We start from the raw sequence: 25107 nt of genomic DNA on the forward strand, positions 1-25107 counted from the left end.
GCAAAGGGTATTCGGGATGACATTCGGCGCGGTATCAGTAATCCAGCGCGGTATAAATCGAATTGTTGCTGATGTATTCGGGGATCAGGCGTTTGATGGTGGCAACCAGCTGTTTATCCGTGCCATTGAGCATCAGATGGCGCAACTGCTGCACGGTTTCCCGCATTTCCTCCGCATCGGGGGCCACCACCTGCGCAATCATGATTTTGGGGTGGTGAGTTGGCAGCGTGTTTTCGTTGTCGTTCAGGAGTTCTTCGTACAGTTTCTCACCCGGCCGAAGTCCCGTGTATTCGATCCGAATGTCTTTGTCGACCGCATAACCGGAGAGGTGAATCATCTTTCGGGCGAGTTCCACAATTTTGACCGGATCGCCCATGTCGAACACAAAAACTTCCCCGCCCTTGCCCATGCCACCGGCTTCGAGGACCAGCTGACAGGCTTCCGGAATGGTCATGAAATACCGGATGATGTCCGGGTGGGTTACGGTTACGGGACCACCTGACTGAATCTGTTGCTGGAAAACCGTCACAACGGAGCCGTTGGAACCCAGGACGTTACCAAATCGTGTGGCAATGAACCGCGTCTGTCGCAGGGCCGGATCGGGGTGGTTCAGACTCTGAACGTACATTTCGGCCAACCGCTTGGTGGCTCCCATCACGTTGGTGGGATTAACGGCTTTGTCGGTCGAAATCATTACGAACGTTTTAACGCCGAACTTCAGCGACAGGTCGGCAACGATCTGGGTGCCCAGCACGTTAACCCGTACCGCTTCGTACGGATGTTCTTCCATCAGCGGAACGTGTTTGTAGGCTGCCGCGTGGAAAACCACGGTCGGGCGGATTTCGCGGAAGATGTGCCGCATCCGAAACTCGTCGGAGATATCGGCAATTTTGACGACCACCTTGACCCGGCTCATGATGGTTTTGTACTCCCGGCGCAACTTGAACTCCAGATCGAACAAGGCTGATTCGGCCTGATCAACCAGCACGACGGTATCGGGGCGGTGGCGCAGCACCTGGCGGATCAGTTCGCCCCCAATCGAGCCGGCTGCTCCCGTTACCATCACCACCTGTGCGCTCAGTTGCTGACGAATGGCTTTGTTTTCCAGCTGAATGGGCGACCGCCCGAGCAAATCTTCGATCCGAATGTCCCGGATCTGAAACGAATTCAGGCGACCATCAATCCATTGTTCAACGGTTGGGATGGTTTTGACCGAAACATGGTATTGCAGAAAGAAATCGGTGATTTCGGTTTTTTTCTTAGGGCTGATGGCGCCCATTGCCAGCAGAATCTGGGGCGTTATCGTTTGTTTGCGGATATAGCGCTGGTAAGCTTCCTGCCGCGATACCACGGGCAGTCCCTGAATCACTTTATTGATTTTGTACGGATTGTCGTCGATGAAGGCAAGAATCAAATACCGTTGCGTCGGGTCCTGCGCCAGGGCGTTGCGGGTGAGCAACCCGGTTTTGCCCGCTCCGTAAATCAAAATGGGCTGCGGGGGCGTGCCCCGGGCAATTGAGCGAAGGTGCCAGTAAAAGGCTTTTACCAGAAAACGGCTGAGCGATAACGCTACCAGACAGCAGCAGTAATCAATCATAAGAATGGATACCGGTACATAATAAACGTTATAGCCGGTTTGCCAACCCAGGTACGTACCAACGGCGGTAACGACGCTGCTCACCGTAACGGCGTAGACCAACAGTAAAATATCTTCCAGGCTGGTGTGCCGAATAATTCCCTGGTGTGAACGGAACAGAACAAAGAACAACGCCCGGATGCCGACCGTTGTGCTAAGGCAGAAAAGGAAGTAGGTGCTGTGGGAAGCCGCTACTTCGAAATTAAACCGCAGCAGGTACGCAATCGTGAATGAACTGATGGAGATAAAGACATCTGCCAACAGCACAAAGTAGCTGGATACGATGCGGTTCGAGTGAGTTTTTAAATAGTTCTCGATCATCACTTCTTAATCTTATAATGAGTGATAGGCTACGACAGATTGAGGATAAAAAACCCTGTAATTCCGGTTTCTGAAAGCCCCGCCAGAGGTGCGTGGCCGTTTTTTGGCACTAACCGGCCCAATACCGCAGTTCGTAAACTTCAGTAGATGGAGACTCGTACAGGGCTAGTGAATCGATCCGTTCCGCCGATTACTGAACTGCAACTTTGACCAGCTTGGGCTGCAACAGCGACGGATTCTGTAACGAGAGCAGATACAGCCCGGAGCCAAGGGATAATCCCTGGAATGTGGCGCTGTTTCGTCCTTTTTGCAGTTGCAGGCTTTGTTTGCTGACGGTTCGACCCATGATATCGTATAAAACCAGGTTGGCCTGATTGGAAAGATTTTCGTCGCCGTAGTCAACGAAGGCTTTGATCGTTCCGCCGATGGCCGGGTTGGTCGCCAGTTTGAGTTCAATACCAATGTAGCTTTCGAACGTCAGCGAGCGAACCGGGCTGTATTCAAACTTGCCATCGACATCCACCTGCCGCAGCCGGTAGTAGTGAACAACCGAAGGATCCGGGTATTCGTGCGTAAACTGGTATTTCTGGGTTTCGAACGTGGTACCGTGGCCAGCGACTTTGCCCAGCACCTGAAAATCGCGGGCGTTGGTGGAATGCTGCACTTCAAAAAATGCGTTGTTTTTCTCGGACGAGGTAGTCCAGTCCAGCACGGCATGTTTATTCGCGGCTTTGGCCCCAAAGTAGGCCAGCGTTACGGGCAGGGCGGAAGGACCGACGGAGGTTTCAACCTCGGATGCATTATTGCCAGGGGTAATTTCCTGGATTACTAACGGATTCACAACTTCGATATCCGCTGTAATTACCACATCGGTTACGGTCTGAGAAACAGCGACTACATTAAGGTTTAATTCGGAGAATCCTGGAGGAAGAGCCGCATTATTGACCAAGGTTACAAACGTTGGCCCTGAGCTTTCGACGGCAAAATTATTGAGGGTTCCGGGTGATACGTAGTTGACAAAACTGTTCAGGGTAACAACCACTCGCATCGAACCAATCGGAATAGTAGCGCTTCCTTCCAGGTTTTCGAATACAACCCGAACAACCCCGGGATGATTGGGGCCAGCAAATGTATTGGGATCACTATTGAGCGTTATGACTTGAATATTTGTAGATGCGTTTGCAGTGGGTGGTTGGGCAATCGCATCTTTTCCCCAAAAGAGGGCTGAAAGCGCCAGTAGAAGTACATAGATTCGTTTCATAGCCTGTTTTGTTAGTAATGTTAGTATCCCCGTTATGAAGGTTTAATTTCCCCGGGTGGACAGATTCGGTAGCCCACCCGGGGAGTCAGATTTTTATTCGTTGGTTATAACCGCTGAGGCAACGTTGTTGGAACTATTGGTTTCGCCCCCTGAACCGGCTACGATGCTGAAGTTCAGGTTGGCTGTTCCTTTGGCTGCCGTGCTGGCTATGGTCAACGACATGGTAATTGGTTTGGAGGAGCCTCCGTTGATGGTTACCCCCGGTTTCGACGTCAACGTAAACGAGAATTGGTCGGAGGAAAGGGTCCACTCATCGCCAGCGCTGCCGGTAAGGGCAATGGTATAGGCTGCAGTGGGTTTGGTAATCCGAACCGTTATTGTCCCGTCGGTGACTGAACCAGCCGTCAGGTTGAACACATTTAACGTGAGGTTTTTCGTGCCGCCAGTGGCAGGATACAACCGGTCGGGCATGGACAAGGTCGGGTATAAATCCACACCAGGATCGGTATAATCCGGGTTGCCATCGTTGTCCGTATCGGGCAGCGGGGGACTGTTGGAGTCGCCGTAGGTGTTGGGGGCTCCGTCAACGGTTTGCGGAATACCATCCCGATCGTCGCCATCGGCCGCATCCACAACGCCATCGTTATTGGCATCCAGCGAGCCCGGGTTCGGAATACCGCTTTCGTACAAGTCTTTGACACCGTCGTTGTCACTGTCCAGATCGCGGTAGTTTGGGGTGCCATCGTTGTCGGCGTCGCCTGGGGTTAGCCCGTTTCCGGCTGAGGTCGGAATACCGTTTGATCCATCGGCGGGTGGCCCATCGGCAATACCGTTGTTGTCGGCATCGGTTCCGCCCGCTTCAACCACGTCGTTGATGCCGTCATTGTCGCTGTCCAGATCCATGTAATCCGGAATACCGTCTGGGTCGCTTTGGGTTGGATTCGTGCCGTCCGGGCCCCGTTCAACCGCGTCGGGAATACCGTCGTTGTCACTGTCCAGATCGCGGTAGTTTGGCACCGGATCGCCGTCCGTGTTCGGGAGAGCCGGACTGTTGGCATCGCCAAATGAATCCGGAGCGCCATCAACAGTTTGCGGAATACCGTCGTTATCACCACCGTCGGCGGCATCCACAACGCCGTCTTTGTTGCTATCGAGCGACCCCGGGTTGGTGATACCACTTTCGTACAAGTCAAAAATACCGTCGCCATCGCTGTCTAGATCGCGGTAGTCCGGATTGCCATCGCCATCCGTGTTCGGTGGGATCAAACCGTTACCAGCCGTGGCCGGAACACCGGTGCGGGAATCGACCGAGCCATCGGCTCTGCCGTTGTTGTCGGTATCGACGCCACCGCCTTCGATAACGTCATTGATGCCGTCGTTGTCGCTGTCCAGATCAATGTAGTCTGGTTTGCTGTCCGAATCGCTATTGATCGGGTTATTGCCGTCTGGCCCTCTTTCAACCGAATCCAGGATGCCGTCATTATCGCTGTCCAGGTCGCGCAGGTCCGGATTGCCATCACCATCGGTATCGCGGTTCGGATCCCCACTTGGGTTTTCAACGGTATCGGGAATGCCATCGTTGTCATCATCCGGATCGCAGTCGTCGGTCAACCCGTCTCCGTCAAAATCGAGCGCACTGCCTCCCGTTACGCAAGAATCATTGCAGTCAGGAACACCATCCCCATCGGTATCTTCGACAATGTAGACATCATGAATGCGGTATTCACCCAATAAACCGGCAACACTACCGATACTGATTTGCAAACGGTTGAAATTGCCGGGCGGATAAAAACCAACGGTTGTGCGATTGGTGGAACCCGATATCAAGGTTAGGTCGAGCAGTGTATTGGCATCTGAAGTGCCTACCAGCGTAGTGCCGTTATAAGCACGAATGGTTATACTGTTGAGTAAATCAGCGTCAATCAGGCTATTTTCTTTCGAAATTCGAAACGCCACAAAGGAGGTAGATGGAAAAGTTGTGCCATCATTGGCAACGGTTACACGGGCGCCAGCCCCGACCGATACACCCGTGTTGTAGGTAGCATAATCGTTCGTCGTGGTGTTAACAACCCGTTCCGGATTCTCCAAAGCTGAGAATAAAGCTAAAGTGCCGTAGAGTCCGGTCCATTGATCCCCTGTTACCAGCGACCATTTGTATTTGCCAGTACCATTTTCATTGAGTAGGGTCTCGCAGTTGGTACAGTTCGCCGGTTCTTCGAATGCACCATACACCCGAATTGAACCGACATTGACATTAGCCGGTTGATTAATTCGCAGCCGGACTTCGTTGAAATCTTGTGAGGTTACGAATCCTAGCTTTTGCTTCAGAATACTTCCGCTGCCTCTTAGTAAAGAAAGGCCCAATAAATTAGTGCCGGTGCTGCTCAAGGTTCGTTCTTCTTTCTTGACACCGTATAAATAGGTCTCAATCGTGATGGTATTGAGAACACTCGCGCTCAATATGGTATTAGCGTTGTTGGGCGAAATGATAAAACCGGCCCGGCTCCCGGCGGGATAGTAATTTCGCGTGTCCAGAACGCCAGCCGATACAGTGGAAAGCACACCCGCCGTGGGTGTCAGGAGGGCATAATTATTTTTATCGCTATCAACCAGTCGATTTTGGTCAGTTAATGAGCAAGCTGCGCAGGTAAACGCACCGTTGTAAATCACTTCCGTACCAATCCCGTTGATGTAATCATCGCAGACGGCATTGTTTTCCAGATTACAATTTTGCGGAAAAGCAACCGCACCGTATACCCGCAAGTTGCCCAAAACGGTTGCGTTCAAGGTGCTGGTATTCAGTCGTATTTCGTCGAAGGGCTGAGTGGCAATAAAAGTGGCATAAAGTTTTTCTTCACTGCCCAGCAGCGCCCCCGAAAGCAACGCGCCGACCTGCACCGCGGCCTGACTGGTAGGCGCCCCGTTGAGGTAGGTCTTCATTGTGAGGTCGTTCAGGACCGATAGGTTTGTGACGCCGGCTCGGGAGAGCACAAAACCCGTTACGTGGTTTGCAGGATAATCAACGGAGTTGTTTCGGACACTGATGCCTTGGGCATTTAGCGTTGTGCCCAATGCACTGATAATCGCGCCTGCGTTCGCGTACGTTTCAAGGCTGTTGTCAACCACCCGTTGCAGTTCAGTATAACTGTTTCCCAGGCAGAGCGAGTTTACGCAAATGGTCGTACTGGAAAATGCAGTTACTTCTACGCCCGGGCCCGAAATAGGAGCGTAGCACGATTGAGCACGCGCCGACAGGATGTTGCCTGTCACAAAGGCGGTGATCAGAAATAACAAGTAGATGTGTCGATATTGTCGGGGCAGTACGCACTTAATTCGCTCGGTTAAAGAGTAAAGTGGAGCCATAGCCAATCTGTTTAAATAAAAATTTGATTTCCTTAATTCGAAATGTTTAGGCAAAGTGATACCGGTTAGCCTTTTTTTAAGGCTATATCAAAGACGATTAAAACCGTGTCTTAAAAGTTAATTTTGCTCTAAACCGTGTTTATAAGGCATAGATTACAACCAGCAACTTGCTTAAAAGAAGAGGAGTCTTTCGGGCAAGATGCAGATTCGAGTGAAACAAATGTCTGATAATAGTGCTAAAAGGTATTGTGGCTGTATCAGTGCTTTTTGGAGGGAAAACACCACGGCCAGCAATGCTTTGAGCGCAGATCTGTAAATTTTAAATGCGAGTACAGCGTCAGGGTATCAATGGAATGACGTCCTAATTCTGTCGTTTCCTACTCGAAGGTGTAAAAGATAATTTTTACTCCGTAATTAAATGATAGTCAGCATATTGATGTGATGCTGCTAAGAGGCCACTAGAGGATTTGGCCTATTAAACAGAGCTGAAAACCGGTCAGCGTGTGCTGGACCGGGAGAACGGTTCTAAGACCATTCCAGAGGTTGAATAAAAAGTGATTTTCATACACTGGTTGAGTAAAAGGTTTGACAGAGTGTTTGTACGGGCAACTTTACACTGTTTTTAACTGAATGTCAAATTTTACAATGTCTTTTTGTTGTCTGTTTATTATACGGTATATCACTTGATAATAACCAGTATAGTACTGAATAAATTAAACTGGTTAATAGATTAGTAATAATGGTTACTTAGCAAAAAGTTTGCCAAAAAAATGCTGTTTTTATAAAAATAGGCTTACTTACTGAATGGGTAGTATGTTCTAATTGTGCAGAATAGTATGTTTTATTCTTTGGAATTAAAGTTTCATATAACTTATGTTTAATATTTATTTATTATCAAGGATATAAATGCGTGTTTAGTCTATTGTTAATCGCAGTAACGTAACGAATACGCGGCTAATCTACGCTGAAATGATGAACGAGGGCCATCGCAAAGACCACGCCAAATACGGTTATTTGATTAGTATCGTGCGTATTTTTTGGTTGGAAAAGGGAAATAAGCCGGTAAAGCGTAACTTTGCCCCCCTTTTATCCAGACACAACAGCCATGACAGCTCCTTCGTGCGGCATCGATTTTGGTACTTCCAACTCCAGTATCGCAACTGATAACGGCATGACCGTCGACCTTGTTCCGGTTGAAAACGCCCACGTGACCATTCCCAGCGCTATTTTTTTTCGGCGGGCCGATAACAAGACGTTCTATGGCCGGACCGCCATTGACCAGTTTTTGGATCGGCAGCCCGGTCGTTTTATGCGGAGTTTAAAACGAGTGCTGGGAACTTCGCTCATGGCGCAGGGAACCGTTGTGAACGGCACGGTAATGAACTTTGCCAAAATTATTGCTTCGTTCCTGAAAACGCTGAAAGAAAAGGCGGATGTTGCCGTTGGGCAGGACATCGAACAGGTGGTGCTGGGACGTCCGGTACATTTTGTGGATCAATCGCCCGAGTCGGATGCCCGGGCCGAGGCTGAATTAAGAGCTATTGCGCAACAGATTGGGTTCAAATACATTGATTTTCAATTCGAACCCATTGCTGCGGCTTTTGCTCACGAAGCCCGGCTGACGGGCGAAAAGTTGGCGCTGGTGGCTGACCTGGGCGGAGGAACCTCCGACTTTACGGTGATCCGGCTATCCAGCCAGTCGGTCTACAAAGCGGACCGTTCGTCGGATATTCTGGCCAATACTGGCATCCGGGTTGGCGGCAATGACTTTGACAAGGATTTGACCCTGGCAGCCATCATGCCGGAGTTAGGCTACCGCAGCACGTACGGGGATAAACGTCTGGAAGTGCCGCTGAAACCGTTTCACGATCTGGCCGAATGGAGCAAGGTCAATTTTCTGTATACGCCCAAACTGATCACGCAACTTCGGCAATTGCTGCACCAGTCGCACGATAAACCGCGGTTTAAACGTCTGTTGAACGTATTGGAAAACGAAACCGGGCACTCGCTACTGGCTGCTGCCGAAAGTGCCAAGATTGCGCTGACTGATCACGCTACCTATCATACGTCATTTGATTTCATCGAACCGGATTTTTACATTCCCATCCAACGGGCTGTGTTCGAAACCGCGATTCGGGGCGAAGTTCATAAAATTTCGACCTCCGCTTTGCAATGCCTGCAGGATGCGGGCGTACGCAACGAAGACATTGAGCTCGTTATTCTCACCGGCGGCTCTACCGAAGTGCCGCTGGTGCAGGCCGAGTTCAAACGGTTATTCATAAACGCAGCCATCGCTGACGAGAACAAGCTTTCCAGTGTCGGATTGGGATTGGCCTACGACAGCCGGAACAAGTTTGGGCGGGGAGCGCGTTCGTAAAACCGTTCAAACCCGGTAAATACCGTCGTCCTTAATCACGATCTTGCGCTCCCTGAACAGCGTGCCCACGGCTTTTTTGAACGTTTTCTTACTCATTTCCAGCGTTTGGTAAATCTCATCCGGATCGCTTTTATCGTGCAGGGGCAAAAAACCACGCTGTTGTTCCAGAACCGTCAGAATCCGCTGGGCACTGGGTTCCACGTTTTCATAGCCCGGCTTTTGTAAGCTGACATCGATCCGGTCGTCTTCCCGGATTTGTTTGATGTAGCCCGTCAGCTGGTCGCCCGGGTAGACACGCTGGAAAACCTCGTTGGCGTACACCAGGCCCTTATAGCGGTTGTTGATGATCACGTTAATACCCAGATCGGTTGACTCGTAGGCGAGCAACGACACCTCCTGGCCTTCTTCCAGATTCGGTTTACCCGAGTCCAGAAAGCGGTTTAGGCGACTGGAGGCTACCAGCCGGTCGGTTTCGTGGTCGAGGTACAGGTACACTACATACCAGCGCCCTGCTTCCATTGGGCGGCTTTGCTCCCGGTAGGGCACCAGCAAGTCTTTTTCCAGGCCCCAATCCAGAAACGCCCCCACGCGCGTCACCGAAACCGCCTGCAAGCGGGCAAACTCGTTGCGCTTGATCCTGGGCGTTAGCGTAGTGGCAATCAGGCGGTCTTCCGAGTCGGTGTACACAAACACATCGATGGAATCACCGACGCGCAGCGTTTGGGGAACGTACTTATTAGGCAACAAAATGTCGGTGCCGTCTTCGTCACCCAGAAAAACCCCTACGCTGGTTTCCCGGAGCGCCTGGAGCGTATTTATTTTGCCAATGTATATCATGTTGTTTTTGATGGGTGGATGGTTACTTAGCCTGCTGCGTTGCCCAGGTATCCATTTTACGTTCCAGCACGTCCAGTGGCATACAACCATCTTTCAGGAATTCATCGTGAAAAGCAGCCAGCTGAAATTTGCCACCCAGCTGTTGTTCGTATTGGGCGCGGAGCTCCCGGATTTTCAGCGCTCCGATTTTGTACGACAACGCCTGACCGGGAATGGCCATGTACCGCTCAATTTCGGCCACGGCACCCTCTTCCGCAATGGGCTCGTTTTCCATCATGTACTGGATCGCCTGTTCGCGGGTCATTTGCTTCGTATGCAGGCCAACGTCCACCACGAGCCGAATGGCGCGGTGAATCTCGTCGTTCAGCGCCCCCATGTATTGGTATGGATCGGTGTATAAACCCAGTTCTTTGCCCAGCGACTCACAATACAGCGCCCAGCCTTCGCCGTAAGCACCATACCACGCAAACCGTCGGAACTTGGGCAGGCTGGTGTCTTCCTGCTGCAACGAGATCTGGTAGTGATGGCCCGGAATGGCTTCGTGCAGAAAGAGCGACTCCATACCGGACGTAACGTTAAACTTGGTGGCATCCGGAATCGGTACGTAGAAAATGCCAGGGCGGCTCCCGTCGGCCGAAGCCGGGTTGTATTCCGCACTGGCCGATGCTTCACGGAACTTCTCCGTTTGGCGGATTTCAAACTTCGATTTTGGCGTTTTGGTGAACATCGTCTGCAAATGCGGCTCGATTTTGGCCAGAATCGCATTAAAAGCCGCCAGCACTTCTTTAGGTTGTTTGTAAGGGTAAAGCTTTGGATCGGTTTTGAGATGCGTAAAGAACTGGGCCAGCGTTCCGGTAAAGCCGACCTGGGTTTTTACTTTTTCCATCTCGCTCCGAATCCGGGCTACTTCTTTCAGGCCGGTCTGGTAGATTTCCTCCGGTTTTTTGTCGGTAGTGGTCCAGGTCCGAACCAGGTAATCGTAAATCTCCGCGCCCTGCGGAATTGCGTCGATGCCCGAGGTCGTGCGGGCTTTGGGCAGGTACTCGTTTTGTAGAAAATCACCCAGCTTCTTATACGTCGGTACGATTTCCTCCAGGATGGCTTTTTGGTAGGCCGTCGTCAGCCGGTTTTTGTCGGCTTCGCTAAAGTCTTTTGGTAAGTTGTTGATCGGGCCATAAAAGAGGCTTTTGGTCGGGTCGGTTACCACCAGTTCGGTCATCTGCGGCACCATTTTTACCACCAGACTTTTGGGCCAGACAATGCCGGTAGCCAGCCCTTTCCGGAAGTTAGCCACCGCCGTATCGCCCCAAACCCGAAAGGCCGAAACGCGTTTGAGCCAGTCGTCGTAATCCTTAACGGTTTTGAACGGTTGCGCGCCCGCTCCACTGCCCAACTGACCGAAGGTTAGTGTCAGCCCGTCAAATTGCGAAAACGGCAGGTACTCGAGGTGAAATTTGAACGATTCGAGTTGCAGTTCGAGTTCGCGTTTGAGAATATCGTACGAGATTTTATCTTCATCCGTCAGCTTCTCACGGTCAAAGCCTTTCAGTTTTTCGAGTTGGGCGGAGTAAAATGCCTTCGTCTGATCGAGAAATTCCTGCGAAATGCTGTTGGGAAGCTGATCATTGTACCGGTGATCGCCCTGATACGTGGCTTCCAGCGGGAACAGTTTCAGGCGTTCTTCAAAATAGTCGTCAACGGTTTTGGCAAACGCTTCGTTGGTGGCAGTATTTTCCTGCCCGTGATTGTTACAAGCCATTACGGTAGCCGTCAGTACAGCGGCAATTAGTATTTTTTTCATCATTGGATTCCGGCAGCAACGATTTGACCGGAAAGGTAGAAAGAAACCGTCGAAAACCCTGAAAACGGTTGGCGGACTAAAACCGTCGACCAGCAAAAGCCCGGGCCATCTCTTTTGCTGGTTGACAAAATCGTGTCTGGTAACCGTCAGCATCGGTTGGTGCGAAAGTAGATCAGGTTAGTTCTTCATCATGGCCCGCATTTTTTCCTGATCCCGCCGGCGGTTTTCGAGCAGTTGCTGGGCGTAGGTTTTCAAGGAGGCATCTTTGGCAAAAGGAAGATAAGCTTCCGTCAGATCAATACTGTCCTGCTGATGCTGCGTGAGTACCGTCAGGAAATCTTTGTCGGCGTCGCCGGTCATGCGTCCGTTCAGTTCGTTCTTCAGATCCAGTTCCATTGCCAGCAACTTCTGGTCGATGAGCTGCGTAAACTCCGGGTTGGGCCCACCCGACCGGATTTGAATGGCTATTTTGCGCAGTTCATTGACTTCTCGTTCCTGCTCCGCCATCATGCGCTGTAGAGCCGTTGTTAAAGCCGGACTTTTGCTGCTTCGGAGCCCTTGTTGCAACAGCTCGGCTGCTGTTCGGTCGTGAATGCGGAGCAGGACGGCGTAGTCGTGGTCCGGGTCGCCAATTCGTTTCGTCGCTTTTAACTGATTCAACAGGTTCGCCAAAGGCTGCATCAGCACCTGATTGGCAACGTTTGTGCTGCTGCGGCTGGCCGATTCGGTCCGGACCTCGCGTCCGGCGGGCGGTTGAGTAGGGTTCGGCGTCTGGCCGGTTGGGGCCGGTTGTCCACCCGTTGTCGTTTGTCCATAGGCCGACAGCAGGCCGGTGCTCCAGAGCATGGTAACCAGCGCCAAAGCCGCCGGGCGGAAATTTACTTTACGAGTTTTCATCGCGTTGAGTCATTAAGTGGTAACATGGCTGTTTCTTACAAACGCGCTGACCTCGATTTCGTTTGGACAATTTGATTGTGTGCTCCGGGAATCCTGTTTTTTATTCATGCAGAATTACGGCCCGGTCAGAATAGGGGAAAAGGCCCACAAACGGGTCCTTCTTTCTATATTTACCTACTATTCCGCAAAAGATACTTCATGCAAACAACCTTTTCGAGTTCCTTTCCGAACTCCGCCGATTCTGTTAAAATACCGACCTATATCTACGCCGTCGTCTTTTCGTCGCTTTGTATTGTCTGGGGACTACTCTGGGACATTATGTGGCATATGAGTATTGGCCGTGACGGGCTGTTTGCTCCCCCGCATTTACTGATGTACGTCGGGGCGGTTGTGGCCGGGCTATTTTCCGGCTTTAAGATTTTACAACTGACACTCGTCCAACGTAACCCTGAAAGAAGCCATTCGGTCCGGTTTTGGCGCGTTTTTTATGGCTCGCTGGGTGCCATGTACTGCGTTTGGGGTGCCCTGGCCATGCTGACTTCAGCACCGTTTGACGACTGGTGGCACAATACCTACGGTCTGGATGTTCAGATTCTGACTCCGCCCCATACGGTTTTGCTCATAGGAATGATGACGGTTCAGTTCGGGGCTATGATTGGGGTACTGGCCCTGCAAAACCGGTATGCCACGCAACCAGCTTTGGGAAATGAGCGGCAGGCCCGACGGCTTAAGGTGATGTTTGCCATCGCAGCCGGATTATTGCTGAGTATCTTATTTACCATGCTGTCGGAGAAGATGGGCCCCTGGGCTTCACACCATTCCTCGTCGTACATTACAATGGGCATTGCGTTTCCGTTTTACCTCTTGGCGGTTGGCCGGGCTTCGACGTTGCGGTTTCCAATCACGATTACAGCGGGTGTTTATATGCTGACCATGTTGATTCCCAGCTGGATTTTGCCGTTGTTTCCGGCTACGCCCCGGCTGGGGCCGGTCCTGAACCCCATTACCCACTACCAGGCGTTCTTATTTCCACTGCTGCTGATTATCCCGGGGTTTGCGCTGGATAAATTGCTGCACCGTTTTGGTCAGGGTAAACTCAACGACTGGCTGCTGGCAGCTCTCACCGGTACCACCTTCGTCCTGATTCTGGTGGTGGTTCAGTGGTTTTTTGGTGCATTTCTGCAAACATCGCCCTACGCCCGGAACGGTTTTTTTCTGGCCGATTCCATGTCTTACGACAATGACCCCAACTGGCCGTACCGCTACCAATTTCACCCGTACTGGCTCGAATCCGTGCCCGCTTTCTTGCAGGGAATCGGCATTGCCGTGGTTTGTGCCATCCTGTCAGCGCGGGTAGGGCTGTTGTGGGGAAACTGGATGAAACGGGTGCAACGCTAGAAGTGAAGAGTTAATAGGAGTTACCAGCACGAGTCGACTTATCATCATGAAACGCTTTCAGGTTAGGCTATTTTTATATTCGCTTATTGGATCATTGATGCATTCCGCCCTGGCCCTGGCCCACATTGGCAGCCCGGGGGTGATGGTACAAAAACAGGCCGGTAAGTATCAGATTCTGGTGAGCGTGGTGCCGCCAGACGTGATTCCGGGAACGGCTAAAGTAACGGTTTTTGTGGAAAATGGCCGGGTCGATCGCATTCAGGCGCGACCGGTTTATTTCTTCGCCGGCGATGAAGGCGCTCCGGTACATGATGAGTTGCAGGCTATCGGCGAAAACCGGTTTGAAGGGGTGGTCTGGATGATGGATTCGGGGTCGTCCAGCGTGGAAATGATGCTGGACGGACCGGATGGCAAAGCTACCCTCGTGGCTCCGGTGGTTTCGGTGCCGACCAAAATGGAACCCATGCCAACCGGAACGGGCGTTGGACTGGCGGCCCTCGGTCTTTTGCTCGTTTTTCTGCTCATCACCACGGTGGGCGCCAGCCTGTCCGATGGTACACTCAAACCCGGGCAACCCGCCCCGAAATCGTTGCGCCGGAAACGGTGGGTCGGCATGGGCGTTGCCGCCATGTTGCTGGGCCTGGGGCTGACGGGCTGGCGGACGTGGTGGAACAGCTGGGCGGATGAATACCGCACCGAGCAGCTGTATGCCCCGCTGCCTATCGACGTCAATGTGGCTAAAACCGCCGATAGCCCGGCCAGAATGGTGATTCAGCTTGATACATCCCGGTTTGCGGAAAGCAAAAGTAAACGCCGACGGCTGCATTTTCTGGTACCGGACCATGGAAAACTGATGCACGTTTTTCTGGCGCGGGTGCCGGGTCTCGACGCGTTTGCGCACCTCCATCCCGACCGGCGCGATCTAACGCATTTTGAAGCTGGTTTACCCCAGCTACCCGCCGGAAAATATTTACTGTATGCGGATGTGGTATACCGCAACGGTTTTGCCGAAACCCTGACCGATACGGTATCCCTGCCTGAGCTGAGTACGCCAAACCGGACGTTTCAGAATGGCGCAAAACTTGACCCGGACGATAGCTGGCTGGTGACGGAGCCGATGGGCGTTAAGGCGAATGCCGTTGGATTGCCGCACCTCGACGATGAGATGGTTCTGTGCGGTATTCCGGGGGCCAGTTCCAACCTGAGCGATGGGTCCACGATGCTCTGGACCGACAAACCCGCGCAGATGCTCGAAGCCGGAAAACCGTATCTGTTGAAATTTGCCCTGGCTGATCCGGCCGGGAAGCCCGCACCACTGGAACCGTATCTGGGCATGGGTGGGCACGCGGCCATCATCCGGTCCGATGGAACGGTTTACATTCATCTGCATCCGGTGGGCACGTACTCGATGGCCGCCGAATCCTTTTTGGTTGACCGGATTGCCGATACGGCGCGGAGTTTCCGGTATCCCGATCCACACGTGTTCAGCGACAGCGTTGATCGGTACGTCCGTCACCTGAAGCAACTGCCGGAGGGCGAGAAAAATAAGCTGTTGATGGCCGCAATGCCCACCATGTCTCACGCAATGAAAGTAACTAACATGGTGGAATTTCCGTACGCCTTTCCGCGGGCGGGGCATTATCGAATCTGGGTTCAGGTGAAACGGAACGGGCAGGTGCTGACGGGCGTTTTCGATACGCAGGTGAAGGAAGCGGTGTTGTGAAAAGGCCGGTGGTCGCGTTTTTCCTCTTGTCCTTTGCGGCTTCCCACGTATCTTTACAAAAAGTCAACTTGCCGTTATGAGAATTGTGATTGCATTAGGGTTGGTTTTTCTGAGTGCAACGGGTTATGCCCAAACCAGAAAAACAGCCGCTAAGCCCGGGCTGGGACCGCAGATTTATGAACAATATTGTTTGGCTTGTCACCAGGTTGATGGATCCGGTGTTCCGAATCTATACCCGCCACTGAAACAAACCGATTGGGTTCAGGGGGATAAAACCCGGCTGATCAATGTTATCCTGAAAGGGTTGCAGGAGCCGATTGAAATCAATGGAGAAACGTTTGATAATGTGATGCCCGCCCACGATTTTCTCTCGGACAAAGAGATTGCGGATGTGCTGACCTTCATCCGCAGCAGTTTTGGCAACAAAGCCGACGCGATTTTGGCGGAGGACGTGAAGAAAGTCCGGGCCGCTAAGTAGCTTGAATCGAATTCCGAACCAAAAACGTCCCGGCGACCGGTTTACGCCATCCATATCCTGCTAATCCTCTACCCCATGAAGAAACTTTTTAGTACAATCTTTTTGCTACTCAGCCTGGTCTCTTCAGGTTTCTCGCAGCCGAAATCACCGGTTGGCCTGCAGTTGTATAGTTTTCGGGAGCAGTTTCCGAAAGATATTGCCGGAACTATGGCAAAAATCCGCGAAATGGGCTTTCGGGAAGTAGAAGTGGCTGGCACCTACGGCATGGAGCCTGCAGAATTTCGGAAGCTACTCGAAAAAAACGGCCTGAAAGCCATCAGTACCGGCGCGTCTTTCGAAGACCTGGAGCGGAATGTACCGAAAGTACTGGCAGAAGCCAAAGCACTCGGCGTCAAATACGTGATGTGTGCCTGGATACCGCACAACGGTGATACGTTCACAATCGAAAATACCAAGAAGGCTACCGACGTGTTCAACACGGCGGGCAAACTCCTGCGCGATCACGGTATTTCCTTTTGCTACCACATTCACGGTTACGAATTTCAGCCGTATAAAGAGGGAACGTTCTTCGACTACATGGTCGAATTTCTGGAGCCCCAATACTGCAATTTCGAGATGGACGTGTTTTGGGTAAAACACCCCGGCCAGGACCCCATTGCGCTGCTGAAAAAATATCCGAAACGGTTTCCACTAATGCACCTGAAAGATCGCAAACCCGGTACGCCCGGCAACAATACCGGTCACGTCGATGTGGAGTCTAATGTAGCAATTGGCAAAGGCGATCTGGGAATTGCCGAAATTATGAAGCAGGCCCGCAAATCGGGCGTCAAACACTATTTCATTGAAGACGAATCGTCGCGCTCTATGGAGCAGATGCCGGAAAGTGTGGCCTATCTGCGTAGCCTGAAATAAAGTTATTGCATCATAAAAAAACCGTTGACCCTGAGGGTCAACGGTTTTTTTATGACTGAAGTTTTAGGCAGAAACTTTCAGTTGTTTATCATCGGTTTTCCGGTTTTTGTGCGGATCGTAGGCGGTGAAAAACGTTAACCAGGAACGGCGCGCCAGTCGGAAAAAGTAAGGAGTCAGCAAAATGAGCGTGGGCGTCAGACCAATCAGGTAATGATTCAGATCGATTTTGAGCCACTGCACAAATACGAAAAAGGTAAGCAGGGTGTAAAGGGTGTAAAACGCGTAACTCACAAACATGGAGCCCCAGTAGAAACCAGGTTCCGGAATGAGCACTTCTCCGCAATGAGGGCATTTTTCGTGCATTTCGTCAAATCGTCGGCTGTAAGCGCTTTTGGTGACGAAAAAGTCGCCCTGATGGCAACGCGGACATTTATTGAAGACAATGCTATATAATCGGTTATCTTTTAACATGGCTTTCGGACGGTTTGTACTCAAATGAAATAATTCAGTACCAACACAAAGGTACCGCCCACAGGCCTTTTTTGGAAAGACAAAACCGGATAGGTATGGTACAAATCAACGATTGGGTGACAAAGCCAACCGAAACTCGGCGGGTGTTTGCCGGGTATGTTTTTTGAAAAAGCGGACGAAATAGGAAGGATCTTCAAAACCGAGCTGAAAGCCAATCTCTTTTACGGATCGGGTCGTGTGCGTCAGCAAGCGCTGGGCTTCAATAATCTGTCGTTCATGCAACAACTGGCTGGCGGTTTTGTCCAGCACTTTCTTGCAAATGGAGTTGAGGTAATTCGGAGTGATGTTCATCTGGTCGGCGTAAGCGGCCACTTCCCGAACGGTTAGAAACTGCTGTTCCAGTAATTCCTCGTACTGCCGGATGCGGTCGTACCAATTGGTGTCGGTATTGGGCCTTTTTTCTGTATAAAGCCGGTTGGCGGTTTCCAGAATCAGGTGAACATACGACAGAAATACTTCGGCCCGGTTGAGCTGGCGGGCGCTGTACTCCTGCCAGGCATACCCAAACAAGTCCCGAAACAGCGCCGGATTGTTGCCGACTTCCAGCAGCGGCTGGTGCTGGTGAGAATGGTAAAAAGGGTACTGAAACAGGCGATTGCCAAAACGACTCCGGAAGAAATTGGCTTCAAAAAAGAGATTGAACCCTGTCACATCATCAGAAAGTTGCCAGCTATGTACCTGACCCGGCGTCAGAAAGTAAAGCTGATAGGGGGCAATGGGATGCGTTTTGAAATCGATGGTGTGCGTGCCGCTGCCGCTGGTGATCCACATCACCAGATAAAACGTGTGGGAGTGGGGGTTGTCGATGCCTTTGAATTCCTGTACCAGTTTTTCCAGGCGGGTCATGTAAAAGAGCGTGTCGGGCTCGTGACGGGGAAAGGCCTGAAGTTTGTAAACCGGTACGGATGCAGACATAGAAATACACAAGAGAAGACCGCTGGGAGAGGCTAGAAAAGATCGAATGACAGATTGCCTTTATTCTCTTGGCTAGCCTCGCCCAACCCAGTTATAAATTCGGTTTTACCATTCGTTTGGCGCGCAGAAAACGATTCAGTTCGAATACATCGAAATTGGGTGCTGAAGGGTCCATGCTGGAAATCCGGATTTGGCCCGACGCGTGGATGAATTCGTTGTTACCGATCCACATGGCAACGTGGATGACGCGTTCGGGCTGATCGGCGGTAGCGGGTACGCCGAAAAAGAGCAGGTCGCCGGGCCGGAGCTGGCTAAAGTTTTTACCGGGCGTTTCGACCAGTTCGCCTTCGTTGACCTGCTGGGAAGCATCGCGCGGCAACTGCTGACCGTTGAGCATATAAACGGTTTTGGTAAAACCGCTGCAATCCATGCCTTTGACGGATGTGCCGCCCCACAGGTACGGGATTCCCATCAGGCTTTTGGCCGTACTCACCAGCGCGTCTTCGGTGGGCTTGGCCGCAGCCAGCCAGTGGTTCAATCGCTGCGCATCCCGTTTGAGAATATAGCCGGTTCGGCCATCGGGATACCGCACCTGGAAGTATTTTCTGTTTTCACTGACCAGCACCAGCATGTTACCGGCAACGATATCCGATACGGTTTGAGCGCTTTTACTGGCCTCGCTGTACACAAAACCGAACGGGCTGGTGTAAATAACTTTTTCGGCGGCCTGCCATTGTTCAAAATCGGCTTTGGTCATGAGTTGCAACGCCCCGGCATCCGTCCAGGCAATGTATCGATCGGGCGTTTGTACCTGATACCAACTCCGGTCCTTATCCCAGACGTTCAGCGGCATACCCAGCAACGCCTGGGTCGATAGCTCGGCCGCGTTCCGGGCGTTTGTACGCAGGTTGGCCACTGAAATATTCACGATGGCAAAGGTCTTCTCCCCCAGCACCGGCGTGGGCAGCAGTTGAATCTGGTCGACCACCGTCCGATCGGTGACCCGGAGCTGCCGCAACAATGCCTGCTTGGCCTCGGGCAAATTCGTAAATCCCGTCAGGTTACCCAACGAATCCGCTTCCACATTGAAGATCGCCACGCGTTTGTCGGGTGCGTACTGATGCCGGACAGAATCGATGACCTGTTGGAGGGATTGGGTAAAGCCGTCGGCAGACGCCAGACAAAGCAAGGCAAAACCAAGAAGGATTTTTTTCATGATAGAACGTACAGCGCAGACAAACTACGCAAAAATACAAAAGCCAGAGACGAATACGAATCTGGCGTGAGAGTTATATGATTGAATTCGGTGTGGTTGTCGACCACAAAAACCGCTGGTCTACCGTTATTTCTTCCCGTTAAAAGCGAGTTTTAACTCGTCACCGCTGTCGGGGTCGGTGCCGGAAACGTTGAAAATAATGAAATCGCCGTCGGCATCACCAATCCGATCGCCATCGGCGTACAGCCCAAAATTTGAACCCGATTCTTTTATTTCGATATCAAGCCCTTCAACGAGTGAATGATTTCCTTCTCCTTCCAGGTACAAGCTCACGTTCAGGCTCGCTTTGTCGGCCGACTTTCTGGTGATTTTGACGGTTCCCGACGCAACGGTTTTTCCACTTTCCATCATTGGCAGCGTCGGCAGTTCAATTTCGTTGGCCCCCATGATGAAATGGAACGAACTCAATTTATACGTACCGGCCACGTTCGAAGCAGCATCGGCGGTTTCGTTGGGTCCGGGATTGGTATTATCTTTTTTGCAGGCACCGAAGGTAACCAGGACGAGCAGAAAAAAGACAATCGGGTTCATCAGTAGGAGGGCGTTGTTCGCTGCAAACGTAGCGTCGAACTCACCCATCGCCAACCGATGATGGTATGAAGCGTAATTTTAAGCACCTGAATCGTAGGCAACTGCTGTTGAAATCAACGGCCTCGTTCACGGCATGGAGTCGTAATTAACCCGAAAGCGGCTCAGATCGGGCCGATTAAGGCGTTTTCGTTTGACTTCATAATCGAAAAGGATGCGCCCCAGGTTGGCCATGAAGGGGTGGCCAATGGTTTGGTAATCGTACAGATTGTCGTTAAAAATGCCGTCGTCGTTGCACAGAATCACTGCCGACAGCAGAAATTCCACATTCTTCTCAAAATCAACAATGTACGCATTGTCGATCATGTAACCGTAAGCATCACCTACTTTATTAAAAATGCGTACCGAAGCCGGAATTGGGCTTTTGGCGTCGCCGAACACCAGAAATTTACAGTAGCTATCGTAATAACTGGAGTCGTAGCGGGGGTAGCGCGATTCGCGGGGGTATTGCGAGAGATAGCGGTACAAAAACCGGTAGTCGTCGGCGGTCAGATCGAATGTATGGCGGGCGGGCACATCGTCCGGAAACAGCACCGCCCGCAGCATAGTCTGCTGATCTTCGAGCGAGAAAAAGTTCTTTTCCGTAAAGTCAAACGGCTGGTTTACCCGCGTTCCATTGGTAAAATACCCCGTTCCCCGGAGAATGGGCCGGGTTGGCCGGGCTATTTTGTCGCAAACCTGCGCTGGTTGGTGGTACAAAACCGTGTCTCCCTGGACGAATCGGATGGCGTTGGTCCGGCGGTTTTGCTCCGGCGTCAGCGGAATGGAAAGCCGGTGCGTAATGCGCAGGTTTCGGTAGCCTTTCTCGCGCAGCCGCTCGTTTAGTTCACACTGCCCGACAAACTCATACAACCGGTTGAAAGCATCGTTGTCGCTGACCATCAGGATTTTCCGGGCGTAGTGCGCAACGGAAGGGAATCCGTTTTCGGCGGTCGAGTCCCGGATGACGGCGGTTTGGAAGCTCGTCGAGTCGGTCAGCATGGGGGTGTGAATAGACAGATCGGGATGCTTTTTACGGAGCTGGTTGATTTTTTCCAGCGCCATCAAAACCGTTGGGAGCTTAACCGTGCTGGCCGGGTAAAAATAACGGTCTTTATCGAGCCGGTAACGGTAGGTTTTAAACAAGGGCCGGTTTTTCTCGTCCCGATTGATCTGGGTGTACAGAATCTGAACGTCGTACCGGGCCGGGTCCTTCAGGATACGCCCAAACAGCTCCGGATTCTTCTTGAGCAGCTCTTCCAGAAACTTATCGGTTTGCTGGCCATGAGCAGCCCAACAAATCGTCAGGAATGCCGTCAGTCCGATTAAAAACCGGTCCAATCGTTTATTCCCACGGGAACTCGCTCGTTTTTCCATACAGGCAATTGCCTAGTTGTTCGATATCTTCCGGGCGGTGTAATGCGCTGATTACAATCCGCGTGTTGGGTTTATCGGTGGGGGTCGGGTAGGCAAACGAATAGACCAACATCCGATTTGCCAAGAGGTACGAATATACTTGATCCTGCTCAGTATAAAAGACCGGATAATCGGGAATGTGCTGAAACAGTGTCGATGCGCCCATCCGCTTTTCAAACCGGGCGATATTGTCGAGCAGTTGGGCAAAAGCCGAACGATAAAGAGCCCCGGCCTGGCAGAATGCATGCAGGTAAGCCGGCGGAATGGGGGAGCAGGCACCAAAAAAAGCCGTTCGCCGAATGGAATCCAGCGTGGCCGGGTCGCCGAAAATGACACCCCCCGGCAGCCCCATCGCTTTCGCCAGTGAAGCCGTAACGATCAGTCGAACATTGGGGCGCTGCGGAATCAATGGCCGAATACCGCTGCCTTCGGGACCAATCACCCCCAGGCCGTGGGAGTCGTCAACCAGCAGGGTAATGGCCTGGTTTTCGGGTAGTTCATTCACCCAGTCGAACGGGTAGCTGACCGAGTGCAAGGCGTCCAGCGAGTTGAGGGTCACCACAATGTTTGGGCTCACGGCGGCCGAAACCAGGTCGGGCAACTGCTTCGTCCAGGCATCAAAGGAAAGATTCGGCAAGCGGGTGTTGGCATCCTGCCAGATGGCCGGGTGAGCGTTGGGGCCGTAAATGAAACCGTAATCCTGCGCCTTCAGCCAGTTCACGACGGCCTGACCGGCCAGCATCCCCGACGACAACGTCAGTGCGGCTTCGGCGTGGGCAAAAGCGGCCAGTTGAGCTTCGGCTTCTTCGTAAATACGTAACCGAAGGTTTCCGTTGCGGGAGGAACCGAAAACCGTACCATACCGGGCCATCCCGTCTGCCAGCAGAGCCTGAAACGCCGGATTCTGTGCCAGGCCGAGGTAGGCTGTTCCGCTGAAAAACAAATATTCCTGCCCATCAACAAAAATAGTTCGATCCGGCAGGTGATCGATGGAATAATGAGGTGTCATTTTGGGAAAAGAAGAGGACATGCAGGAGCAGGGAGGGAAGCGTACCATCAACGGTTTAGCTTCCCTTGTGTCTCTCCGGCTCTATTGAATCAATTGGGCACCGGTTCCGTTTTCACTGGCGTAAATGACGCGCCCGAAATCGAAGGTGACACCCGTTGCGGGATCGTTGGTGATCAGGAGCGTACCGTCCATGTCCACATAATCGAGCAGCGGTAACAAGTGACCAATGGCCGAAATGCCGACGCTGGTTTCGTTCATACAACCGACCATCACCTTCAAACCCAGTTGGCGGGCCTGGGCAATCATGCGCCGGGCGGGCGTTAGTCCTCCGCACTTGGTGAGCTTGATGTTAATTCCGTGAAAATAGCCCGCGCAACGCTCTACATCGCTTTCCACAATGCAACTTTCGTCGGCAATTACCGGTAAAACACTTTCCTGTAGCACGCGCTTCATCCCGTCCCAGTCATCGGCTTTAAGGGGTTGTTCGATAAATTCAACACCCAGTTCTTTGAAGGCGCGGGCGTTGGCGATTGCGGTTTCGGCGGTCCAGGCACAATTGGCGTCGACCCGGAACACCGCATCGGTATGCTGGCGGAGCTCTTTCACAATCGCCAGATCGTCGGCGGTGCCGAGTTTGATTTTATACAATGGCCAGGGCAATTCCTGCATTTTCCGAACCATATTCTCCACGGTGTCGATGCCAATGGTGTAGTTCGTCAGCGGGTTATGATCTGGCTTCAGCTGCCAGTAGGCGTAGAGCGGTTTTCCGGCGCGTTTGGCCACAAGGTCGTGCGCAGCTTCGTCCAGGGCACATTGGGCAAATGGGTTATCGGCCAGGTGGGCGTGGGCCAGTTGCCAGAGTTCTTCGGCGGTGCTCCATTCGGCGGCTTCAATCAAACCCCGGATTCCCTCGAGTGCGTCGATCATTCGATCAATGGTAATCCCGTAGTATTTGTTGGAAGTAGCCTCGCCAAAACCGCGCAGTTCTCCATCCTGTAACTCCACCAGCAGCGTCGGCTGCACGTTGCGGGAGTCGTGGGCAATCGTAAAGGTATGTTTCAGTCGCAGATCGAAACGGTGGAAACGTAGTGAAATAGGCATGGTGCAAAGGTAATTTCAGTTTGCGGTTTTCTGGTTATAGTTTTCGGTTTTCAGGAATAGGAATGCGACAGTACCGTAAACCGTAAAGTATAACCAGAAACCCTTCACTGGCGCGTAGACAGCATGATGGAGGTCAGGTCTTCGGCGTTTTTCAGATCGTCGGCAATCTTCTGGTTCCAGCGGGCCTGCTCGGCGCGGTTGAGGCCGTGCTGGGTTTCCTGGTCGTATTGCTCCTGACAGCGGTTCATATCACGGTATGCGTCGAGGTACAGAAACTGCACCCGGCTGTTGTAATCCTCGAAGTCCATATCCGGATCGGCCATGATGCGCTGTTTAAACCGTTCGACGATCAGTTTGACAATATCGAAATGCTTTTGTTCGTGCAGCAGGCCATAGTCATCCTTGTTCCCTGGCCGTACCCATGACATGCTTTTTACCATGAACGTTTTGAACGTCAGCTCTATCTGGATATAACCGTTCACCCAGCGGCTGTGGCCTTCGTAAGAAAACGTAGGGAAGATGGAGGCCGCGTTCCGGCTGCCAATCCGGGGGGCAGCCTGGAAATCATCCCAAGTCAGGGGGCGAAGCTGGCTGTAAAAAACCGTATCGCCGGAAGCCTGCTGAATGGTGTGATCGGTGTAGAGGAATTTAATGCCTTTTACCAGAGCCGGGCTTTTGTCGCGGTTCACTTTAATCCAATCCGACAAATACTGGACCGCACTTTGGAGCGCTTTGCGGCCGACAAATTCCAGCCGATCCGTCTGCCCAAACGACCGTTTGTAAATGGTCCGGGCGGTATAGGTGGTCAACTGGATGGGCTTGCCGTCGCGCAGGACATCGAAGGCCAGTTCCAGCCGGCAAATACCGTCGGCCTGCACGTCGCTTTTGGCTTTTTCGGAAAAAACAAACTCCTTGATGCGGATGATGATGGGCACGCGCGAGGAGTCGGGGCGCAAATCCGGGCGCAGAAGGTCGGTAAAGACGTTGCTGATCTCTTCGTTGCTATGAACGGGAAGACTGCTTTTCGAGCTGGCCAAAATGGTGCCGAGGTGTGATTTGAGCGAACGTTCATCCCGCACCCGCAGAAGCGAGAACGTGGCTGCGCGGGCCGAAATCGGTTCTTTTTTAAACGTAATCCAGACCGGTTCCTGCCACGCCTGCGCAAGGTGTGGAACGACCAAAAAGAAGAAGACCCGAATCAGGTTTGCCATGCGTCCGCGGAATTTCCGTGAAAGATTATTTTTGAGGGTTGGAATACGCTCTAGAATAACGATTTTACGCTAACAAA

Annotated in this window: 19 protein-coding genes; 5 read left to right on the plus strand and 14 right to left on the minus strand. The window is 52.0% G+C overall.

Annotation, left to right across the window (positions count from 1 at the left end; all coding sequences use genetic code 11):
• Nucleotides 1–34 precede the first annotated feature (34 nt).
• The 3 genes from ACYVH9_RS06215 to ACYVH9_RS06225 form a co-directional block, all read right to left on the minus strand.
• Nucleotides 35–1957, minus strand: coding sequence for a polysaccharide biosynthesis protein (locus ACYVH9_RS06215; RefSeq protein ID WP_460635431.1), 1923 nt, complete (start codon nucleotides 1955–1957; stop codon nucleotides 35–37).
• A gap of 190 nt (nucleotides 1958–2147) precedes the next feature.
• Nucleotides 2148–3218, minus strand: coding sequence for a T9SS type A sorting domain-containing protein (locus ACYVH9_RS06220; RefSeq protein WP_460635432.1), 1071 nt, complete (start codon nucleotides 3216–3218; stop codon nucleotides 2148–2150).
• Nucleotides 3219–3311: 93 nt separating this feature from the next.
• On the minus strand, nucleotides 3312–6581 hold the full coding sequence (locus ACYVH9_RS06225; RefSeq protein WP_460635433.1) for a hypothetical protein: 3270 nt from the start codon (nucleotides 6579–6581) through the stop codon (nucleotides 3312–3314).
• A gap of 1105 nt (nucleotides 6582–7686) precedes the next feature.
• Between ACYVH9_RS06225 and ACYVH9_RS06230 the strand changes: the two genes are divergently transcribed.
• On the plus strand, nucleotides 7687–8958 hold the full coding sequence (locus ACYVH9_RS06230; RefSeq protein ID WP_460635434.1) for an Hsp70 family protein: 1272 nt from the start codon (nucleotides 7687–7689) through the stop codon (nucleotides 8956–8958).
• A gap of 6 nt (nucleotides 8959–8964) precedes the next feature.
• Here ACYVH9_RS06230 and ACYVH9_RS06235 read toward each other — a convergent pair whose 3' ends face one another.
• From ACYVH9_RS06235 to ACYVH9_RS06245, 3 genes are all read right to left on the minus strand, one after another.
• Nucleotides 8965–9795 carry a CvfB family protein gene (locus ACYVH9_RS06235; protein ID WP_460635435.1) on the minus strand — a complete coding sequence of 277 codons (831 nt, stop codon included), beginning with the start codon at nucleotides 9793–9795 and terminating at the stop codon, nucleotides 8965–8967.
• 22 nt (nucleotides 9796–9817) lie between these two features.
• Nucleotides 9818–11596, minus strand: a complete 1779-nt coding sequence (locus ACYVH9_RS06240) for a DUF885 domain-containing protein (protein WP_460635436.1) — start codon at nucleotides 11594–11596, stop codon at nucleotides 9818–9820.
• A 177-nt stretch (nucleotides 11597–11773) separates the two neighbouring features.
• Nucleotides 11774–12493, minus strand: a complete 720-nt coding sequence (locus ACYVH9_RS06245; protein WP_460635437.1) for a hypothetical protein — start codon at nucleotides 12491–12493, stop codon at nucleotides 11774–11776.
• Nucleotides 12494–12691: 198 nt separating this feature from the next.
• On the opposite strand from ACYVH9_RS06245, the gene ACYVH9_RS06250 reads away from it, so the two are divergent.
• The 4 genes from ACYVH9_RS06250 (at nucleotide 12692) to ACYVH9_RS06265 (ending at nucleotide 17004) form a co-directional block, all read left to right on the plus strand.
• Nucleotides 12692–13891: a hypothetical protein gene (locus ACYVH9_RS06250; RefSeq protein ID WP_460635438.1), complete on the plus strand. Its 1200-nt coding sequence runs from the start codon at nucleotides 12692–12694 to the stop codon at nucleotides 13889–13891.
• Nucleotides 13892–13988: 97 nt separating this feature from the next.
• On the plus strand, nucleotides 13989–15614 hold the full coding sequence (locus ACYVH9_RS06255) for a hypothetical protein (protein ID WP_460635439.1): 1626 nt from the start codon (nucleotides 13989–13991) through the stop codon (nucleotides 15612–15614).
• Nucleotides 15615–15690: 76 nt separating this feature from the next.
• A complete protein-coding gene (locus tag ACYVH9_RS06260; RefSeq protein WP_460635440.1) occupies nucleotides 15691–16092 on the plus strand; it encodes a c-type cytochrome in 402 nt (133 codons plus the stop codon).
• 75 nt (nucleotides 16093–16167) lie between these two features.
• Nucleotides 16168–17004 (plus strand): sugar phosphate isomerase/epimerase family protein, encoded by an 837-nt coding sequence (locus tag ACYVH9_RS06265; RefSeq protein WP_460635441.1) that lies wholly within the window; start codon nucleotides 16168–16170, stop codon nucleotides 17002–17004.
• Nucleotides 17005–17067: 63 nt separating this feature from the next.
• Here ACYVH9_RS06265 and ACYVH9_RS06270 read toward each other — a convergent pair whose 3' ends face one another.
• The 8 genes from ACYVH9_RS06270 to ACYVH9_RS06305 form a co-directional block, all read right to left on the minus strand.
• A complete protein-coding gene (locus ACYVH9_RS06270; protein WP_460635442.1) occupies nucleotides 17068–17475 on the minus strand; it encodes a DUF983 domain-containing protein in 408 nt (135 codons plus the stop codon).
• A gap of 105 nt (nucleotides 17476–17580) precedes the next feature.
• Nucleotides 17581–18450: a helix-turn-helix domain-containing protein gene (locus ACYVH9_RS06275; protein WP_460635443.1), complete on the minus strand. Its 870-nt coding sequence runs from the start codon at nucleotides 18448–18450 to the stop codon at nucleotides 17581–17583.
• Nucleotides 18451–18541: 91 nt separating this feature from the next.
• The gene (locus tag ACYVH9_RS06280; RefSeq protein ID WP_460635444.1) at nucleotides 18542–19666 is read right to left on the minus strand and encodes a C40 family peptidase; all 1125 of its coding nucleotides are present in this window, start codon (nucleotides 19664–19666) and stop codon (nucleotides 18542–18544) included.
• A 126-nt stretch (nucleotides 19667–19792) separates the two neighbouring features.
• Nucleotides 19793–20257 (minus strand): hypothetical protein, encoded by a 465-nt coding sequence (locus tag ACYVH9_RS06285; protein ID WP_460635445.1) that lies wholly within the window; start codon nucleotides 20255–20257, stop codon nucleotides 19793–19795.
• A 126-nt stretch (nucleotides 20258–20383) separates the two neighbouring features.
• A complete protein-coding gene (locus ACYVH9_RS06290) occupies nucleotides 20384–21670 on the minus strand; it encodes a serine hydrolase (protein ID WP_460635446.1) in 1287 nt (428 codons plus the stop codon).
• The gene (locus ACYVH9_RS06295) at nucleotides 21639–22739 is read right to left on the minus strand and encodes an aminotransferase class I/II-fold pyridoxal phosphate-dependent enzyme (protein ID WP_460635447.1); all 1101 of its coding nucleotides are present in this window, start codon (nucleotides 22737–22739) and stop codon (nucleotides 21639–21641) included. The genes ACYVH9_RS06290 and ACYVH9_RS06295 overlap by 32 nt, the downstream gene beginning before the upstream one ends.
• A gap of 60 nt (nucleotides 22740–22799) precedes the next feature.
• Complete coding sequence (locus ACYVH9_RS06300; protein WP_460636451.1) at nucleotides 22800–23813, minus strand: dipeptide epimerase; 1014 nt, start codon at nucleotides 23811–23813, stop codon at nucleotides 22800–22802.
• 110 nt (nucleotides 23814–23923) lie between these two features.
• A complete protein-coding gene (locus ACYVH9_RS06305) occupies nucleotides 23924–25030 on the minus strand; it encodes a hypothetical protein (RefSeq protein WP_460635448.1) in 1107 nt (368 codons plus the stop codon).
• Nucleotides 25031–25107 lie beyond the last annotated feature (77 nt).

This window comes from Larkinella harenae (genome assembly GCF_054780515.1).

Excerpts from the sequence above, each read along its gene's own strand:
- ACYVH9_RS06235 (WP_460635435.1), bottom strand. The coding sequence starts at position 9,795 with ATGATATACATTGGCAAAATAAATACGCTCCAGGCGCTCCGGGAAACC.
- ACYVH9_RS06255 (WP_460635439.1), top strand. The coding sequence starts at position 13,989 with ATGCATTCCGCCCTGGCCCTGGCCCACATTGGCAGCCCGGGGGTGATG.
- ACYVH9_RS06260 (WP_460635440.1), top strand. The coding sequence starts at position 15,691 with ATGAGAATTGTGATTGCATTAGGGTTGGTTTTTCTGAGTGCAACGGGT.
- ACYVH9_RS06225 (WP_460635433.1), bottom strand. The coding sequence starts at position 6,581 with ATGGCTCCACTTTACTCTTTAACCGAGCGAATTAAGTGCGTACTGCCC.
- ACYVH9_RS06245 (WP_460635437.1), bottom strand. The coding sequence starts at position 12,493 with ATGAAAACTCGTAAAGTAAATTTCCGCCCGGCGGCTTTGGCGCTGGTT.
- ACYVH9_RS06265 (WP_460635441.1), top strand. The coding sequence starts at position 16,168 with ATGAAGAAACTTTTTAGTACAATCTTTTTGCTACTCAGCCTGGTCTCT.
- ACYVH9_RS06305 (WP_460635448.1), bottom strand. The coding sequence starts at position 25,030 with ATGGCAAACCTGATTCGGGTCTTCTTCTTTTTGGTCGTTCCACACCTT.
- ACYVH9_RS06240 (WP_460635436.1), bottom strand. The coding sequence starts at position 11,596 with ATGAAAAAAATACTAATTGCCGCTGTACTGACGGCTACCGTAATGGCT.
- ACYVH9_RS06290 (WP_460635446.1), bottom strand. The coding sequence starts at position 21,670 with ATGGAAAAACGAGCGAGTTCCCGTGGGAATAAACGATTGGACCGGTTT.
- ACYVH9_RS06230 (WP_460635434.1), top strand. The coding sequence starts at position 7,687 with ATGACAGCTCCTTCGTGCGGCATCGATTTTGGTACTTCCAACTCCAGT.
- ACYVH9_RS06250 (WP_460635438.1), top strand. The coding sequence starts at position 12,692 with ATGCAAACAACCTTTTCGAGTTCCTTTCCGAACTCCGCCGATTCTGTT.
- ACYVH9_RS06295 (WP_460635447.1), bottom strand. The coding sequence starts at position 22,739 with ATGTCCTCTTCTTTTCCCAAAATGACACCTCATTATTCCATCGATCAC.
- ACYVH9_RS06220 (WP_460635432.1), bottom strand. The coding sequence starts at position 3,218 with ATGAAACGAATCTATGTACTTCTACTGGCGCTTTCAGCCCTCTTTTGG.
- ACYVH9_RS06270 (WP_460635442.1), bottom strand. The coding sequence starts at position 17,475 with ATGTTAAAAGATAACCGATTATATAGCATTGTCTTCAATAAATGTCCG.
- ACYVH9_RS06280 (WP_460635444.1), bottom strand. The coding sequence starts at position 19,666 with ATGAAAAAAATCCTTCTTGGTTTTGCCTTGCTTTGTCTGGCGTCTGCC.
- ACYVH9_RS06215 (WP_460635431.1), bottom strand. The coding sequence starts at position 1,957 with ATGATCGAGAACTATTTAAAAACTCACTCGAACCGCATCGTATCCAGC.
- ACYVH9_RS06275 (WP_460635443.1), bottom strand. The coding sequence starts at position 18,450 with ATGTCTGCATCCGTACCGGTTTACAAACTTCAGGCCTTTCCCCGTCAC.
- ACYVH9_RS06285 (WP_460635445.1), bottom strand. The coding sequence starts at position 20,257 with ATGAACCCGATTGTCTTTTTTCTGCTCGTCCTGGTTACCTTCGGTGCC.